This window comes from Gemmatimonadota bacterium, assembly GCA_016714015.1.
Classification (GTDB): Bacteria; Gemmatimonadota; Gemmatimonadetes; order Gemmatimonadales; family Gemmatimonadaceae; genus Pseudogemmatithrix.
The window spans coordinates 384,458-400,980 of the sequence record JADJNZ010000006.1 but is presented as its reverse complement, the minus strand read 5'-3'; the positions used below and the strand labels follow the sequence as shown (position 1 = coordinate 400,980).

The window sequence follows — 16,523 nt, the reverse complement described above, 5'->3', positions numbered from 1 at the left end:
GTCATTCCTCCGGGCCGCGCATCAAGGCGCGACGGATGGCGATGTCGCCGCTGAAGGTCTCGGCCGAGAGGCGGGCGCCGCCCCGGCCCACGTTGAACTGCATCCGACGGTTGCGGCCGGTCATCTCCCCCGGCTGCAGGGTGAGCGGGAAATCGCTCGAGATGTTGCCGCTCCAGGTCTCCAGCTCGAGCGAGGCGCCGCCGTTGGCGGGGATGGCGATGCGCACATCGCCCGAGTGCGAGTTGAAGCGATAGTCGCCGGTCGCGTCGAAGCTGCCCTCGTACGTGAGGTCGCCGGAGACGGACTCGGTGCGAAGGCCGCGCAGCTTCCCGCCGCGCACGGCGATGGTGCCGCTCACCGACTCGGCCTCGAGGTCACCGGCGGCGTCGTCCGCATCCACCTCGCCGCTCACGGTGCTGATCTCGATCCGGCCCGCGATCTTGCGCAGCTCGATGTCGCCGGAGACGGTGCCGACCTCGACGATGCCGCTCGCGTCCTCGATCCGGACGCCGCCGCTGACCGTGTGCGCCTCCACCTCGGTGCCGGTCCCGCGGATGCTGATCTCGCCAGAGACGGCGTTGGCGTCGACGCGTGTGCCGACCGGGACGGTGAGCTCGTAGCGCGTGGCGCCCATGCGCCCGTTGACGCTGCGCGCCTCGATCGAGACGCGGCTGCGCGTGAGCGATGTCTCGAGGCGCCCGCGCTCGATGGTGGCGAGGATGCGGATCTCGTTCCCCGTGCCCGTGACGACGCGGATGGTGCCGCTGACGAGGCCGAGGTGGACGAACCCTCCGCGCTCGAAGGCGAAGGTGGTGTCGACGCGCTGCCGTTCGACCTGCGCTCGGAGCGCGACCGGCAGGAGCAGGGCGCCGAGAAGGGCGCGGGAGAGGAGTCGGATGCGAGACATGGTGCGGTCCGGGTTCAGGTGCCCACCGGCATCGTTGCCGTGGAGCGGAGCAGGGTGAGCTTGGTGGAGTACGACCGCGCGAGTTGCGCGGCGAGGAACTGGCTGGCGGGGTCCTTCGCGAGGGCCGCACGGCTCTCGGTGATGGCCTGGTCGATGAGCGTCATGCTCCGCTCGAGCACCTCGATGGTCTGCGGCTCGAGTTGCGCGCGACGCTCGTCCAGCAGCGTCTGCAGCGCCCGGATCTCGAGGTCCATCGAGGTGAAGGCCTCTGCATTCCCCACGGGGACGAGCATCGGGTCGCCGGAGACGGTTGCGGCGGCCGCGGCGGCCGCGGCGGCCGAGTCGCTCGCGCCGACGGCGACATTCGCGTCGTCGCGCTGGCGCTCGCCGGTGGCGATGCGCCACGTGACGCCGGCGGTCACCATCATGAGCAGTCCCGCCGCCGCGGCGAACCGCATAGTCGACTGGGCGAACCAGCGCTGACCGGCGCGGATCCGCGCCGGGGACGCCGCTGTGGTCGCGCCGAGTGTGGCCGGCACAGCCGCAGCGGAGGGCGCATCGAGACGCGCTTCGATGCCGGCCCAGAGATCGCGGCTCGGCGTCAGCGTCGGCAGGGCGCGCGCGTCGGCACTGATCGCCTCGAGCTCGGCCCAGGTGGCCGTGCACTCGGCGCAGCGTTCGCGATGCGCATCGTTGGTGAGATCGTGGTCGGTCATCGGGTCAACATCCTCCTCAAGAGCATCCGGGCGCGGTGGAGCTGCGCCTTGGAACCGCCGGAGGTGATGCCGAACTGCTCGGCGATCTCCTCGTGGGTGTAGCCTTCGACATCGTGCAGCACGAACACCTTCTTCGCGCCCGGCGGCAGCGCGGCGATGGCCTGCTCCAGATCGAGCGAGAGCCCCGGGACCGGGAGCGGGCGCACATCCCCGTAGGAGATGGTGTCCATGTCCTCGATCCCTTCGTCGTGCCGGTCCCGCCGCCTCCCCTCGGATTCCCGGTCGTTGAGCACCACGTTCACCGCGAGGCGGTGGAGCCAGGTGCTGAACTGCGAGTCCCCGCGAAAGGTCCCGAGCTTCTCCCACGCCCTCACGAACGCGTCCTGCGTGAGGTCCTCCGCCTTGGCCCGGTCCCCCACCATGCGCACGCAGACCGAGAAGATCCGGTCGACGTTGGCCCGGTAGAGGCGTTCGAAGGCGCGGCGGTCGCCGGCAGCGGCGAGCGCGACGTCATCGGACGCGAGAGCGGGAGGAAGGGAGGTCAGCGGGAGGGTCATGCGGCGCCAGTGGGGGAGGCACCGGATAGGATGGGGCGGGAGCCTGAAGGGTTTGAATGGCCCCGGCGATGGTGCAGCCCCTACGACAATCTGTATCCTTGGGTGTCCGGCGCGAGGCCGGAACCCGGGCGTCGTCCGGGCCGTAGAGGGGACATCCCCGCTGCATCAGGAGAGCCATCGTGCCCGCCACCGTGATCATCCCGCAGGCCCCTGCCCAGGCGCCCGCGCCGCCCCCGATCCCCGCCCTCCCGTCGGCGCCGGGACGGGCGACCGGCCAGGGCGGAGGCGGGGCGGAGGCGCCGACCCCGTCGCCCGCCGACCTGGCGCCCGTCGACCTGGCGCGCGATGCGCAGACCGTCGCGAATGACGCCCTTCGCGCCGCGCAGGACGCGCAGAACCAGGCCGGCGGGCCCGCGCGTGGACCGGAGGACGGGCTGGTCACATCCACCGGTGTCCCGCCGATCGATCCGCAGGCGATCATCGAGGCGTCCGTCCCCATCGTCGGCATGAGCCTAGCGATGGTGGTCGCGATCTTCGTGGGGTGGCCGCTCGCGCGCGCGTTCGCGCGTCGCATGGACCGGCGCACGGAGCTCGGCACGGTCGACGCGAAGCAGCTCGTGCCGCAGATCCGGCAGCTGCAGGAGAGCCTCGACACGATGGCGGTCGAGCTCGAGCGGATCGGCGAGGCGCAGCGGTATCAGGCGAAGCTGCTCACGGAGCGGTCGTCGGCGGACTCGGCGAACCGGGGCTGAGCAGGAGCAGCGCGTGGAGGCGGCCGGGTGCTCCCGGCCGCCTCTCGTCGTTCGTGGGCCTGTCGTCCGCGAGCGCGGCACCGAGCCGGCGCGCGAAGGTGGCATCGTCGAGGTCCGCGTGGAGCAGCGCGTCGAGCTGCCGTTCGCGCGCGATCTCGAGCGGTCCGGCGAGGCGCGCGAGCAGGCGCGCCTGTCCTGTGGCGATCCCGGCGCGCGCGAGCGCGGGGGCTTGGGCGAGCAGGCGCGCGAGTCGCGCGCGGATCCGCGCGAGCCGTCGACGCGATGAGGTCCCCGCGCGCATCGACGCGTCGACCGACCGCGCACGGCCGGGGCTCGCGTCGCCGCCGTCGAGCGCACTCGTCGCCGCGACGAGCGCACGCGCCTTCCGACGGCGGAGTGCGTGCGCGATCCGGCGCGCGCACCGCGCGAATTCCTGCGCGGGACGCGCGAGCTCCGCCCCCTCGGCGTGGCGCATGATCCTCGCGACGGATCGCGGCGCCGAGGAGACGCGCCATCGTCCCTCGACCCTCATGCCGACGATCCCTTGCGGCGGATCCCCGACGACGGCGAGGAAGCCTTCGACTCGAGCGTGCACGGCGGCGGCGCACGCCGGCGAGGCGGATACCTCGGATGCGGCGGATGCGGCGGATGCGGCGGATGCGGCGACGGTCGCGGCGTGCCAGCGAGCGAGCCGCGCATCGATGGCCGCCTGCGCGCGGGCCTCCTGCACGGCAACGCCGCGCGCCACCGACTTGCGCAGCAAGCGCGCGCCGAGGCGGAGGGCGCGTCGCGCGCCGCGCGGGGCCGGGAGATGCGCCTCGAGGACCTCGCGCAGGGCCGAGCCCGCGCGCACCACGCGACCCAGGCGTTGCTCGAGTCGTGCCGGCGTCCACGGGAGATCGGCGTGCACGACGATGCCCACGCCCTGCATCTCCACACCCTCCGCGACGACATCGGTCGCGAGGAGGATGCGGATCGCGCGCGGATCGTCCGGTCGGAGCGGTCGCGCCCGCGGTCCGATCGCGCGCAGCACGTCGTCGCGCGACCAGCGCCCCGCCGCCGCCCACACGCGCGCGCCCACGAGGGCGACCACGCCCGGCCCCTCGCGCAGGGCCGAGTAGAGAGCGTGCACGGTGCGCGCATGCCGCGCGAAGACGACGATCCGGCGCTCCGGATGCGAGTGCGCGAGGGCTCGGATCACCGCCGCGCGCGCCGCCGCGTCCGCGTCCCGGTGCGGGCGGATGCGGTCGCGCAGCGCGACGACCGCCGCGAGGTGCACGTCGAGCGCTGAACGCATCGCGCCGCACGCGGCCGCCGCATCGGCCCTGTGCTCCTGCGCGGCGCCCGGCGCGTCGAGCAGTGCGCTCATGGCGAGCTGGGTCGCGCCGTCGTGCAGCGTCCAATGCCGGAGCATCGCACGGGAGGGGAGTCGCCCGCTCTCGAGCAGGTCGTGCATCACCGCGCCTCGCTGGAGGCGCCTGACGAGGGCGGCGTCGAGCGCGGCGAGGCTCGATCGCCAGGCGAGTGCGAGCGAGATCCGCACGAGCGCGGTCGCGCGCGTGCCCTCGACGACCGGGAGCGGCGGCGGGAGCGCGGCGAGCATCGCATCGAGCCCGGGCACGTCGTGGGCGACGCCGAGCACACCGACGCGATGCACCGCCGGCAGGTGGGCGTCCGCGCCCCTCGCCGCGGAGCGGATGATGCAGCGCGCCTGCTCGCTCGCCGTCAGCGACGAGGCGCGCGCCCCGAGGAAGAGCGCGAGCATGGCATCGCGATCGGCGGCACGATTCACCACCGGCGTCGCGGAGAGCAGCAGGACCTGCGACCCGACGCAGCACTCGGCGAGCCGCGCGTAGCGCGCGGTGCCGGGCGTGCGCGCGTGGTGCGCCTCGTCCACGATCACGGTGCGGGCGGTGGGAGGGCGCCGGCCACGGCTGAGCGACTCCAGACTCTTGAATGCGATCGGCAGCTCCGCGCGATGGGCCGCGTCGAGCCACTGCGCGCGGAGTGCCGCGGGCGCGAGGACGAGCACCTCGTCACGCGCGGGCGCTTCCGATGCGTGTCGCAGCGCGGCGGCGGCCGCGAGGGCGAGCACCGTCTTGCCCGTGCCCGGCGGATCCGCGATGAGCACGCCACCGTATCGACGCACGGCATCGAGCACCGGTGCGAGCGCACGCACCTGAGCCGGGCGGAGCGTGAACGCGCCGATGCGCACCGGCGTCGCCGCCGCTTCCGGCAGCAGGAGCGACGCCATCCGCGCGCGCACCTCGTCGGCGCGGCCTAGTCGTGCCATGCGAGCAGCGGCGCCATCGCGACGGGGTCCACGCCGTACGCGGTCGCGACCTCGCGATCGAGCGTGTCCTCGTCGGGGGGGACGCCGGCCGCACCGGCGCGGCCGAGTGGCGCGAGGCGCGCGCGAGCGCGGGCCCAGTCGCGCGGCACCGGCAGGCGCGCGCAGGTCCACCCGAGGAACCGATGGAAGCCGCCGCGCGCCGGCTCGGCGACGGCGCAGAGCCAGGCGGCGACGAGTCGCGAGTTGAGCAGCGCGGCGAGCGCATGCGCGTCCTCGTCGCTCGGGGCGCGCACCACGTAGCAGGTGTTGAGCGGGACCGTGCGGTCGCCGGCCGGCAGCACGAGGGCGCGCGGCGCGCGACCGATGTCGCCCCATACCACGCGCGGACGATCGTCGCGGGCGGCTTCGGTGCGGAAGAGGGCCCACCAGTGCCCGCCGCGTCCGTCGGTGCGCGTTTCGAGCCGACGCCGCCAGCGTAGCATCCAGGCCGTCGCGTGCGGCGGCAGCACCGCGCGTGCGGCGCCGTGCGGCTCATGCGTCCAGACGATCGCCTGCGTCGCCGCGCCGGCCGCGAGGGCCCACGGGCGCACGTGCTCGCCGCGCGCGAGGGGACGGAGCAACGCGCGCTCGATCTCGCCGACGGTCTCGCCGCTGCGCACGGGCACGGTCGCGCCGTCTCCCGCGCCGGTCTCGACGAGGAATGCGTCGTTGCAGCCGCTCTTCACCCCGAGCATCGGTCGTCCGAAGGCGCTCGCGGCGAGCGGGATCCCCGCCCGTTCGAACACGGCGAACGCGTCACGGACCTCCGGAGGCAGGAGGAGCCAAGGCGCGCCCGGGGTCCCGTCCAGCGAGAGTGCGGAACGGTCGAGCACGAACGCGCGGGCCGAGCGCTCCCGGTGCAGCGTCAGGCGCACGCTCGCCTGTGCCTCAGCGGGGCCATCGGCACTCGCGCTCTCGCGTCCGCACCCGCGGTGGTGGCGGACGCGATCGCGGGGCGGCGGGCGATGATCGACGACGGATACACGACTGCGTCGAACCCCGAGGCCAGGTCGCCCCAGTCGTCCACCGCGAGCAGGTGCGTTCTCCGGGCGAGGAGGTCGCGGACGCCCCCGCCGGCGAGCGCGCTCCAGAGCTTCGAGGGGAGGAGGAGCGCGAGCACGCCGCCGGGGCGCACGAGTTGCACCGCGCGCTCGGTGAACAGGGCGGCGAGGTCGACCTGCGACGCGAAGCCACGACCGGCACCGGCGGCGTCGGCGCCGGACTCCCACGCGGCGTGGCGCGCCGTCACGAATCGCTCGCGCAATGACTCGCGGAGGGCAGCGGGCAGCGCATGCGGGCGCACCCAGGGCGGGTTGCCGAGGACGACGTCGACACCACCGGCGGCCGCGATCTCGGGGAAGTGCGTCGCGAACGAGAAGGGGAGGGCGCCGCCGTCGCGCAGGCGACGCAGCTCCGCGCGGGCGGCGCGCAGGCGCTCGCGCACCTCATCGAGTGCGCGCCGGGCGGCCGCGTCGGGCGCGCGCCGCGCGCGGAAGAGGTCCGGCGAGCGGACCGCGAGCAACAGTTCGCGGCGCTCGGCCGTGCAGCGCGCGATGCGCTGGGCGGCCGCGGCGATCGCCCGCGCGCGTTCGCGGCGGTCGAGCGCGCGCGCGAGCGTCCGTTTGCGCGCGCCGCTCGCGCGCGCATACCGCAGGCGCAGCGGCGCGAGCTCGGCGCCGTCGGGGAGGCGCGCGTCGTCGAAGGCGTGTCCGGCGAGGGCATCGCCCTGCCGGATGTTGCGATCGAGGTTGGGGAGCGGCGGCAACCGCATCGGGTCCTCGCGGTCGTCCTCGACCACCACCGAGAGCCAGAGCCGCAGCTGGCAGAGCCAGACCGCCATCGGATCGAGGTCGACGCCGAAGATGCTGCGGGTCAGGACCTCGCGCCGCACCACGCTCACGAGGCGCGCGTCGCCGCGGGCCTGGCGAAGCGCCGCGATCGTCTCGAGCGCGTGCACGAGGAAGGCCCCCGACCCGCAGGCCGGGTCCATCACGCGCAACGACGCGAGGTCCCGGTCGTCGCCGTGCCGCGCGAGCGCGGCGAGCGCCCCGCCGGTGAGCCGGGCGATGAGCGGAGGTGGCGTGTAGAACGCGCCGTGCGCGCGGCGTGCCTCGGCCCCCATCAGCGACTCGAAGGCGCGGCCGAGCATCTCGGGATCGACGGCGGCGTCGGAGAGGTCGCGGGAGGTCTCGCGCGCCGTGAGCCGGTAGCGCGGGAGCAGGTCGCACACGACCGCCGCGACCGCCGCGTCCTCGAGGCGGAGCGCGCGGGCGCGCGTCTCGACGGCGCTCCGCTGGAAGAGGCCGCCGTTGAGGAACGGCACTCGGCCGAAGGCGACCGCGGCGCGCGCCCGGCGTGCGACCGGCGTGTTCAAGGTGCCGAAGCAGAGCGGCTCGAGCAGGGTCGCGTGCAGCGGTCCGGCCGGCGCGAGTCGCTCGACCTGGTGTCGCAGGAAGGCGCGATCGCGGTCGAGCCATCCCTTCGCCTCGAGGAACGCGAGGAAGAGCAGTCGCGAGGTGGTGAGCAGCGCGATCGCGCGGCGGTCGGCGGCGTCGGCACGGCCGCGGGCGGTGCGGGCGAGGGTCGCGACCGCCGCCTCGAGGTCGCGATAGAATCGCCGCGAGAGCGCGTCGCGGCCGAGCAGCTCGCGCCAGCGCAGATGCTGCAACGGTTCGTGCCCCCCGTCGTGCGCCGACGCGAGGACCGCGAACGTCTCGGCGTCGGACTCGCGCAGGTGGGCGGCTTCGACGACCAGCGCCGCGAGCGCGCCGCGCGCCTCGGGGGACGGCGCGGCGATGAGCAGCTCGCGGCGTGCCGCCTGACGCGCGACGACGAGCCAGTGCAGTCCCGGCGTCTCGTGCGCGAGCCGCCGCGCGATCGGGACGACCCGCTCGCGGAGTGGCGGGCCCTCGTCCCAGTCGAGCAGCAGGGCGCGGAGCGATCCGCGCCCTCCCGCGACCCTGATGCGCGGACGGTCGTCGGCGAGGCCGAAGCGCGCGAGTTCGCGCGCCGGGAGCGGGAGCGGCTCGGCGAAGCCGAGCGGCGTGGTCAGCGAGGCGAGCGGCGCCCCATGGCCGGCCGCGGCGAGCAGGCGCGCGGCATCACGAGTGGTGAGCACGCGCGGATGGTGTCACCCATCGCGCGCGGCAGGCGCATCACATCATTGCCAGTCGCGTCACGATGCCGCGCACGTCCTCGATGCGCTCGAGCCAATGGTCCGGGTGCGCCGTCGCGAGCTGCGCGCGGCTGAACGGCCCCCAGGTCGCCGCGGCGGTCGTCACGTCGGCGGCGCGGCCCGCGTGCATGTCGTGCGTCGAGTCCCCCACGAAGAGGGCGCGCGAGGGCGCGATCCCGCCGAGCTGCGCCAGCGCGTAGAGCACCGGCTCCGGTCCCGGCTTGTGCGTCGCGGTGGACTCCAACCCCACCACCACGTCGAAGCAGTCGGCGATCCCGATGTACTCGAGCGACTTCCGCGCGCCACGCGAGAGCTTCGACGTCACCACCGCGAGCGCATGCCCCTCGTCGCGCAGCGCCCGGATGGTGTCGATCACCCCGGGATACGCCGTCGTCATCGCGTCGTGGTTGGCGAACTGGAACTCGCGGTAGCGCTCCCGCAGCGCCTCGACGTCCGCGTCGTCGGTCGCCCATCGCCGGAGGGCCGCATCGAGCGGCGTGCCGATCATCGCGATCCACTCGTCGCGCGGCGGCTGGATCGGGCGGCCGGCGTAGGCGTGCTCCATCGACGCGACCAGGAGGCCGATGGAGTCGATCAGGGTCCCGTCGAGGTCGAACAGGAGGGCGAGGCGTGAGGTCCCGTCAGGCATCACCGAACCTACCGGGTCACCGTCGGAGGGACCAGCGGGCGGGCGGCGCCGGCGGTACCTTAGCGCGATGGCACCCAAGGAACTCACCATCCGCGGCCTCGTGCTTGGGGTCCTCCTCACGTTCGTCTTCACGGCGGCGAACGTCTACCTCGGCCTCAAGGTCGGCCTCACCTTCGCCTCGTCGATCCCGGCGGCCGTCATCTCGATGGCCATCCTGAGTGCGGTGAAGGACTCGTCGATCCTCGAGAACAACATCGTCCAGACGGTCGCCTCCGCGGCGGGGACGCTCTCGGCGATCATCTTCGTGCTGCCCGGCCTCGTGATCGTCGGCTGGTGGACCGGCTTCCCCTTCTGGGAGTCGTTCCTCATCTGCCTCAGCGGCGGCGTGCTCGGCGTGCTCTTCACGATCCCCCTGCGCCGCGCACTCGTCACCAACTCGGACCTGCCGTACCCCGAGGGCGTCGCCGCGGCGGAGGTGCTCAAGGTCGGGTCCGGTGCGCGCGCCGAGGCGGGGAGCGATGTGGGCGAGGCGAAGGAAGGGCTGCGGGCGGTGGTCATGGGCTCTGTCGCATCGGCGGGCCTCGCGGTGGTCGGCGCGACGCGCATCGCGGCCGTCGAGCTCGCCGGCTACTTCAACGTCGGCGCCACCGCGTCGAGCGGGTACAGCTTCGCCTGGTCGCTCGCCCTGCTCGGCGCCGGACACCTCGTCGGCATCTCGGTCGGGCTCGCGATGCTCAGCGGCCTCGTCATCGCCTGGGGCATCGCCGTGCCGTGGCTCACCTCCATCACGCCGATCGCGGAGGGCGTCGAGCTCGCCGCGCACACCGGAACGATCTGGCGCACGCAGGTGCGGTTCATCGGGGCGGGCGCCATCGCGGTGGCGTCCATCTATACGTTGGCTCGTCTGGCCAAGCCGGTGCTCGGTGGCCTCGTCGCGACGCTCTCCCCGTCGCGCGCCGCGGCCGCGGTGGACGACCGCGAACGGGACATCTCGCCACCGTGGATCATCGCGCTCACCGCCGTCTGCATCGCGATCGCGGCCTGGCTCGCGTGGAGCTTCGCCCGCTCGACCGTGCTCGCCTCGAGCGCGCTCTCGCTCACGCTCGTCGCGGCGCCGTTCGTGCTGCTCGTCGGATTCCTCATCGCCGGGATCTGCGGGTACATGGCGGGCCTCATCGGCGCCTCCAACTCGCCGATCTCGGGCGTCGGGATCCTCTCCATCGTCGCCTGCGCGACGCTCGTCGCGATGGTCGTGCCCGCCACACCGGAGTCCGCGCCGGCGCTCGTCGCGTTCTCGCTCTTCGTGACGTCGATCGTCTTCGCCTGCGCGACGATCTCGAACGACAACCTGCAGGACCTGAAGACGGGCCAGCTCGTCGGCGCGTCGCCGATGCGGCAGCAGATCGCGCTCATCGTCGGCGTCGCGGCGGGCGCGGCGGTGATCCCGTCGGTGCTCAACCTCCTGGCGAAGGCGTACGGGTTCGCCGGTGCGGCGAACATCGGCGTCGTCGCCCCCGACCCGCTGCCGGCGCCACAGGCCACGCTCATCTCCGCCCTCGCGCAGGGCGTGATCGGCGGGACGCTGCAGTGGGACATGATCGGGATCGGCGCCGCGCTCGGCGTGGGGCTCATCCTGCTCGACGCGCTGCTGGGCGCGATGAAGGCGTTGCGCATCCCGCCGCTCGCGGTGGGGCTCGGCATCTATCTGCCGATGTCGGCGACGTTCGCGGTGGTGGTCGGCGCGCTCGTCTCGCGCTGGTACGAGGGGCGGACGCGGACGGTGCGCGATCCGGCGCGCGCGGAGCGCCTCGGGACGCTCGTCGCGTCGGGGCTCATCGTCGGCGAGAGTCTGTGGGGCGTGCTGAACGCCGGACTCATCGTCGCCTTCTCGAGCGACGCACCGATCGCACTCGTCGGGCACGACTTCGCGCTGGCGCCCTGGTTGGGCATCGCGGGATTCGCGGGCGCCATCATCTGGCTGTACGGGTGGATGCTGCGTCGGTCGGAGGCGGCGTAGCGCGTTCGGCCGGGGTGGCGCGCCTACGGTGTGGGTGGGCGCGCCGTCCGGCAGGTCGTGATCGCCGCGGTCGCGCCGACGACCGAGACGAGCGGTGAGAAGATGAGCATGTTCATGGAGCCGGCGCCGAGACCGACGACGACTCCGGCGGTCGCGCCCACGAGGGCGTAGCGAAAGCGCTTGTCGCGCGGGCACGGACTGGTGCCCACCGGTGTCGCGGTCCCGATCGCCGCTCCGACCGCCCCGCCGACGGCGTATCCGATGAGCGCTTCGCAGAGTCCGGGGTCGTCACCACAGGGCATGTCCGGGATGAGCTTGGCGAACACCGCCGCACCGACGAATGCGCCGATGATCGCGCCGGCCGTGCCGGCGCCGAGCCGAGCGCTGATCGCCAACGCGCCCTCTCCGTCCGTGTCCCGTTCCGGGAGACCGGCAGCGCGCTCGATGCGGACTCGACTGACGCCGGAGCGGACGCCATCCAAGGTCGGCCCCTGCGCGTCGAGCGCGGAGGGGCGGAACGTCGCGAGCATCACCGCCACCGCGACTGCCGATACGAGCGCGGAACGCGCCCGTTCCCGAGTGATCACGATGTTCCTCCTGGGTTCGCCTCGCCCCGCGCGAGGATGACGGCGGCTGTCATGTGCCCGGTCACGTTGGTGGTCGTGCGGAACATGTCGGGGATGGTGTCGGCGCCGAGCAGGATGCCCACGCCTTCCACCGGGATCCCCGCCGCCATGAGCACCGGCACCATCACGATGATCGACCCGCCTGGCACGCCGGGGACCGAGAACGATGTCACGAGCGACGTCACCGCGATCGTCGCCAGCTGGGCGACGCCGAGGTCCACGCCGTAGAGCCGCGCGATGAAGAGCACGCCGACGGTCTGGCCGATCCCGGCGCCGGCGCGGAACATCGTCGCCGCGAGCGGGATGAGGAAACTGCCGATCGCGGGTGGCAGCTTGAGGGTGTCCTTCACGCTCTCGAGCAGCGCCGGGAGCGCGGCGAGCGACGATCGCGAACTGAAGGCGATCGTCTGCGCCGGCAGCGTCGCCTGCGCGAAGAGGCGCAGGTCCGTGCGGCCGACGAAGACCGCCGCCGGATAGAGCACCACCACCCAGAAGAGCACGCAGATCCCCGAGACGATCACCACGTAGCCGAGGATCGCGCCGAGCGCACCCGTGCCCATCTTCGCGGCGAGCGGTACGGCGAGGGCGAAGACGCCCAGCGGCGCGAAGGCGAGGATCGCGCGCACCAGGGCGAGGGAGGCGTCCATCACGCCCTCCACGATGCGGACGACCGCGGCCCGCCGCTCGGCGGCGACCTGCATCAGCGCCGCGGCGAAGACCACCGAGGTCACGATGAGCGGGAGCATCGCGCCGTCGGCGGCGGCCTTGATGGGATTCGCCGGCACGAGCGCGATGAGCCACTCGCCCACCGTCGGGATGCTCTTCGCGCTCTCGGTCGCCGTCGCACCGGCACCGACCGCGCCGGCGCGGAGCGCGTCGATCGAGGCGGGGTCGAGTGGGAGCAGGGCGAGGAGCGGCGCCCCGAGCACCACGCCGAACGCCGAGGCGAGCCCGACGATCACGACGAACAGTACGAGCGCGCGCACGCCGATCCGGCCCACCGCGCGCGGGTCGGGCGCCGAAGTCACGCCCACGATGAGGCTCGAGACGACGAGCGGGATGACCGTCATGCGGATCGCGTTGACGAAGATCGTCCCCACGGGGCCGATGACGGCGAGCGCGGTCTCGGTGGTCCCCGGACCCGCGCTCGGCAGCACGAGGCCGACGGCGAAACCGGCGGCCAGCGCGAGCAGCACCTGGAGGGTGAGCGACATGGTCGAAAAGATGGCGCACGGGCGCCTTTCCGGATACATATGCATGTCCGCCGCCACCGACCCACCACGACCATCGTCCCGATGCGCCTCGCTCCCGCCTCCCGTCCGTTCGGCCTGGTCCTCGCGGCCGCCGCGCTCGTCGCCGCCCCGCTCGCCTTCGTCCCACTCGCAGCCCAGGGCGTGGCGGCCACGGCCACCCAGCCGGCCGGTCCGCGGGCGAGCACCACCGATCCGCGCGCCGGGCTGCGTGCCGGCTTCGCCGACGCGGGGACCGCCGTCCGCAACATGCGGCTCGTCTCCACGGTCCAGCGCCCCGCCGCCTTCACCAATCCCGCCGACCTCGGCGACTTCGGCTTCATCAATGCCGATCTCGCCTTCAAGGGGAACCTCGTCTTCCAGGGCGGCTACTACGGCATCCAGGTGTGGGACGTGAGCGGCCCCACGCCGACGCTCCGCACGACCATCGCCTGCCCGGGTGGGCAAGGTGACGTCTCGGTGCACGGCAACCTGCTCTTCATGTCGGTCGAGGAGACGCGCGGACGCGTGGACTGCGGCACGCAAGGCGTGGGCGACACGGTGAGCGCCGAACGCTTCCGCGGCGTGCGCATCTTCGACATCACGAACCTCGACGCGCCCAAGGTCGTGGCGCAGGTGCAGACCTGCCGCGGGTCGCACACCCACTCGCTCCTCTCGAGCCCGCGTGACAAGGCGAACCTCTACGTCTACGTCGGCGGCACCTCGCCGGCGCGCTCGGGGAACGAGCTCGCCGGCTGCTCGAGCGACGAGAACAACACCAGCGCGACCTCGTCGTATTTCCGCATCGACGTGATCCGGGTGCCACTCGCGCGGCCGCAGGACGCGAAGGTCGTGAGCTCGCCGCGCGTCTTCGCCGACGCGGCGGGCAACGTCGCCGGACTCTGGAAGGGCGGGGAACTCGTCCCGGGCTCGCAGAGCGCCGGGCGCACCGACCAGTGCCACGACATCACCATCTTCGCCGAGTACGATCTCGCCGCAGGAGCCTGCTCGGGCAACGGCATCCTGCTGGATATCAAGGACCCGGCCAATCCGCGGCGCATCGGCGAGGTGAGCGACCCCAACTTCGCCTACTGGCACTCGGCGACGTTCAACAACGACGCGAGCACGCTGCTCTTCACCGACGAATGGGGTGGCGGCGTCGGCGCGCGGTGCCGCGCGACCGACAACCTGCTCTGGGGCGCCAACGCGTACTTCGCGCGCAGCGGCCGGACGCTCACGCCGAAGGGGTTCTTCAAGCTCCCCGCCGCGCAGACCCCGCAGGAGAACTGCGTGGCGCACAACGGGAACCTCATCCCCGTGCCGGGGCGCGACCTCTTCGTGCAGGCCTGGTACCAGGGCGGCATCAGCGTGACCGACTTCACCGACCCGTCCAACGTGCGCGAGATCGCGTACTTCGACCGCGGCCCGGTGAGCGCCGAGCGGCTCGTGCTCTCGGGGCAGTGGTCCTCGTACTGGCACAACGGCCGCATCTACGGCTCCGAGATCGCGCGCGGGCTCGATGTGCTCGAGCTGACGCCGAGCGGCGAGCTCACGCAGAACGAGATCGACGCCGCGAAGAGCGTGATCATCGAGACGAACAACCCGCAGGACCAGCGGCGCATCACCTGGCCGGCGACGTTCACGGTGGCGCGGGCCTACTACGACCAGCTGTACCGCTGGAACGGGCTCCCGGCGGCGCGGCTCGCCTCGCTCGCGACGGAGCTCGACGCGGCCGAGCGGGCGAACGGCGCGGAGCGGGCGCGGCTCCTCGACGCGCTCGGGAAGGCGCTCGACAAGGATGCCGCGACGGCGGCCGACGCGAAGCGCGTGCGTGCGTTGTCCGGCGTCCTCAAGGCGATGGCGCGCGCGCGCTGATCCGTCCGCACCTCCACGACCCTCACTCCGACTCCCCATGCCCATCAAGTCCGGCGCCGAGCTCATCGCCGAAGCCAAGACCCGGATCCGCGAGGTCACCGTCCAGCAGGTCAACGACCAGCTCGCCGCGCCCGGCGCGCCGATGCTCCTCGACTGCCGTGAGCCGCAGGAGACCAACCTCGGGCGGCTGCCCGACGCGATCGTCATGCCGCGCGGCGTCATGGAGACGAAGATCGAGGCCGTCGTGCCGCGCGACGCGTATCTCGTGATCTACTGCGCGAGCGGCAACCGGTCCGCGCTCATGGCCGACACGCTGCAGCAGATGGGCTACACGAACGTCGCGTCGATGGCCGGCGGTTTCAGTGCCTGGTCGATGTCGGGCGGGCCGGTCGAGGGCTGAGTGGACGCACTCGCGGCGCATCCCCTCGTCGCGCGCCTCGAGCGCGTGCTCGCTGGGCGCGCGCCGCAGCTCGCCGAGCGGGACGAACCGTTCAAGGAGGCCGCGGTCGCGTTGGTCCTGCGCCCGTACGGCGATGATGACGCCGACCTGCTGCTCATCCGCCGGGCGACGCGCGTGGGCGATCCCTGGAGCGGGCAGATCGGCCTCCCCGGCGGGCGGTTCGACGTGAGCGATCCGTCGCTCGAGTACACGGCGCTCCGCGAGACGATCGAGGAGGTGGGACTCGACCTGCAGCGCGGCGGTCGCGTGCTCGGGCAGCTCGATGACCTGCGGCCCCGCACGCCGGTGCTCCCGCCGATCATCGTCCGGCCCTTCGTCTGCGCCATCGAACGCACGAACGACCTCGTGCTGAGCGACGAGGTCGCCGAGGCGCGCTGGGTGCGGCTCTCCACGCTCTTCGCGCCGGGTGCGAAGGGCGAGACGACGGTGCAGGTGCGCGACCTCACGATGCGGGTGCAGGCGTACCGGCACGAGGACTTCACCATCTGGGGGATGACCGAGCGCATCCTCGCGACCTTCGAGGGGATCTGGCGATGAACGACCGCCCGACGCCCGATTGGGGCGGTGCCTGGACCCCCGCCTGGCGAGCGCTGGGGTGGACCACCGTGCTCTTCCTCGGGGCCTGCCTGCTCGACCCGTGGGCCTACGCGCAGTGGCACGATCCCAAGGTGTACGAACGCGACTGGGGTCGGATGCTCCGCATCATGGGCTTCCTCGGCACCTGGCTCGCGCTGGCGATCGCGATCGCGCTGCAGGAGGGCGCGGACGCCGCCCGCCGTCCGCTCGCGAAGCGTCGGGCGCAGCTGCTCTTCTGGTCCGCCGCGCTCGGCGGGCTCGTCGCCGAGGTCGGGAAGCTGCTCTTCCGACGCGAGCGACCCGAGGTGCACGGCGGCGAGTACGGGTTCCGCGCGTTCGGCGAGCGGACCTGGAGCACGTCGGGGCTCGCGCTCCCGAGCTCGCATACGCTGGTGGCGTTCGCCGGCGCGGCGATGCTCGCGCGGCTCTATCCGCGCGCGCGCTGGGTCGGGTACACGCTCGCCGCGGGGTGCGCCGCCACGCGCGTGATGGCGCGTGCGCACTTCCTCTCCGACACCGTGATGGCGGCGGGGTTGGGATGGATCGTCGCGTTCGCGCTGACGCGGCGGTGGGTGGTCCGCGAAGCGGCGGAAGGGTGAAGGAAGAAGGAGGCGAGGCCGTACGGCCTCGCCCCCTTCGACCTTCATCCTTC

General features: G+C 73.3%; 15 protein-coding genes. 6 read left to right on the top strand and 9 right to left on the bottom strand.

Annotated features, from left to right (window positions below; translation table 11 throughout):
- Position 1: 1 nt before the first annotated feature.
- The 3 genes from IPJ78_14030 to IPJ78_14020 are packed head-to-tail and all read right to left on the bottom strand — an operon-like array spanning position 2 to position 2,180.
- Positions 2–907, bottom strand: coding sequence for a DUF4097 family beta strand repeat protein (locus IPJ78_14030; protein ID MBK7907664.1), 906 nt, complete (start codon positions 905–907; stop codon positions 2–4).
- Between the two features lie 14 nt (positions 908–921).
- Positions 922–1,623: a hypothetical protein gene (locus tag IPJ78_14025; protein MBK7907663.1), complete on the bottom strand. Its 702-nt coding sequence runs from the start codon at positions 1,621–1,623 to the stop codon at positions 922–924.
- Positions 1,620–2,180, bottom strand: coding sequence for an RNA polymerase sigma factor (locus IPJ78_14020; protein MBK7907662.1), 561 nt, complete (start codon positions 2,178–2,180; stop codon positions 1,620–1,622). The genes IPJ78_14025 and IPJ78_14020 overlap by 4 nt, the downstream gene beginning before the upstream one ends.
- A gap of 179 nt (positions 2,181–2,359) precedes the next feature.
- On the opposite strand from IPJ78_14020, the gene IPJ78_14015 reads away from it, so the two are divergent.
- Positions 2,360–2,932 (top strand): hypothetical protein, encoded by a 573-nt coding sequence (locus tag IPJ78_14015; protein MBK7907661.1) that lies wholly within the window; start codon positions 2,360–2,362, stop codon positions 2,930–2,932.
- Here the strand turns inward: IPJ78_14015 and IPJ78_14010 are convergent.
- The 4 genes from IPJ78_14010 to IPJ78_13995 are packed head-to-tail and all read right to left on the bottom strand — an operon-like array spanning position 2,892 to position 9,088.
- Positions 2,892–5,225: a DEAD/DEAH box helicase gene (locus IPJ78_14010; GenBank protein MBK7907660.1), complete on the bottom strand. Its 2,334-nt coding sequence runs from the start codon at positions 5,223–5,225 to the stop codon at positions 2,892–2,894. The genes IPJ78_14015 and IPJ78_14010 overlap by 41 nt on opposite strands.
- Positions 5,213–6,139 carry a hypothetical protein gene (locus IPJ78_14005; GenBank protein ID MBK7907659.1) on the bottom strand — a complete coding sequence of 309 codons (927 nt, stop codon included), beginning with the start codon at positions 6,137–6,139 and terminating at the stop codon, positions 5,213–5,215. Before IPJ78_14005 ends, IPJ78_14010 begins: the two co-directional genes overlap by 13 nt.
- The gene (locus IPJ78_14000) at positions 6,130–8,382 is read right to left on the bottom strand and encodes an N-6 DNA methylase (GenBank protein MBK7907658.1); all 2,253 of its coding nucleotides are present in this window, start codon (positions 8,380–8,382) and stop codon (positions 6,130–6,132) included. The genes IPJ78_14005 and IPJ78_14000 overlap by 10 nt, the downstream gene beginning before the upstream one ends.
- Before the next feature lie 37 nt (positions 8,383–8,419).
- On the bottom strand, positions 8,420–9,088 hold the full coding sequence (locus tag IPJ78_13995) for an HAD-IA family hydrolase (protein MBK7907657.1): 669 nt from the start codon (positions 9,086–9,088) through the stop codon (positions 8,420–8,422).
- Between the two features lie 67 nt (positions 9,089–9,155).
- Between IPJ78_13995 and IPJ78_13990 the strand changes: the two genes are divergently transcribed.
- On the top strand, positions 9,156–11,105 hold the full coding sequence (locus tag IPJ78_13990; GenBank protein MBK7907656.1) for an oligopeptide transporter, OPT family: 1,950 nt from the start codon (positions 9,156–9,158) through the stop codon (positions 11,103–11,105).
- A 23-nt stretch (positions 11,106–11,128) separates the two neighbouring features.
- On the opposite strand, the gene IPJ78_13985 is transcribed toward IPJ78_13990, so the two are convergent.
- Together IPJ78_13985 and IPJ78_13980 are read right to left on the bottom strand one after the other, a co-directional pair.
- The gene (locus IPJ78_13985; protein ID MBK7907655.1) at positions 11,129–11,692 is read right to left on the bottom strand and encodes a hypothetical protein; all 564 of its coding nucleotides are present in this window, start codon (positions 11,690–11,692) and stop codon (positions 11,129–11,131) included.
- Entirely contained in the window at positions 11,689–12,945 is a 1,257-nt protein-coding gene (locus IPJ78_13980) for a dicarboxylate/amino acid:cation symporter (protein ID MBK7907654.1), read from the bottom strand. Before IPJ78_13980 ends, IPJ78_13985 begins: the two co-directional genes overlap by 4 nt.
- An 81-nt stretch (positions 12,946–13,026) precedes the next feature.
- On the opposite strand from IPJ78_13980, the gene IPJ78_13975 reads away from it, so the two are divergent.
- Genes IPJ78_13975 through IPJ78_13960 form a run of 4 tightly spaced genes read left to right on the top strand, consistent with a single transcriptional unit; the run spans position 13,027 to position 16,470 of the window.
- Positions 13,027–14,835: a hypothetical protein gene (locus IPJ78_13975; protein MBK7907653.1), complete on the top strand. Its 1,809-nt coding sequence runs from the start codon at positions 13,027–13,029 to the stop codon at positions 14,833–14,835.
- Between the two features lie 37 nt (positions 14,836–14,872).
- Positions 14,873–15,235: a sulfurtransferase gene (locus tag IPJ78_13970; GenBank protein MBK7907652.1), complete on the top strand. Its 363-nt coding sequence runs from the start codon at positions 14,873–14,875 to the stop codon at positions 15,233–15,235.
- On the top strand, positions 15,236–15,832 hold the full coding sequence (locus IPJ78_13965; protein MBK7907651.1) for a CoA pyrophosphatase: 597 nt from the start codon (positions 15,236–15,238) through the stop codon (positions 15,830–15,832).
- On the top strand, positions 15,829–16,470 hold the full coding sequence (locus IPJ78_13960) for a phosphatase PAP2 family protein (protein MBK7907650.1): 642 nt from the start codon (positions 15,829–15,831) through the stop codon (positions 16,468–16,470). Before IPJ78_13965 ends, IPJ78_13960 begins: the two co-directional genes overlap by 4 nt.
- Positions 16,471–16,523: the final 53 nt, after the last annotated feature.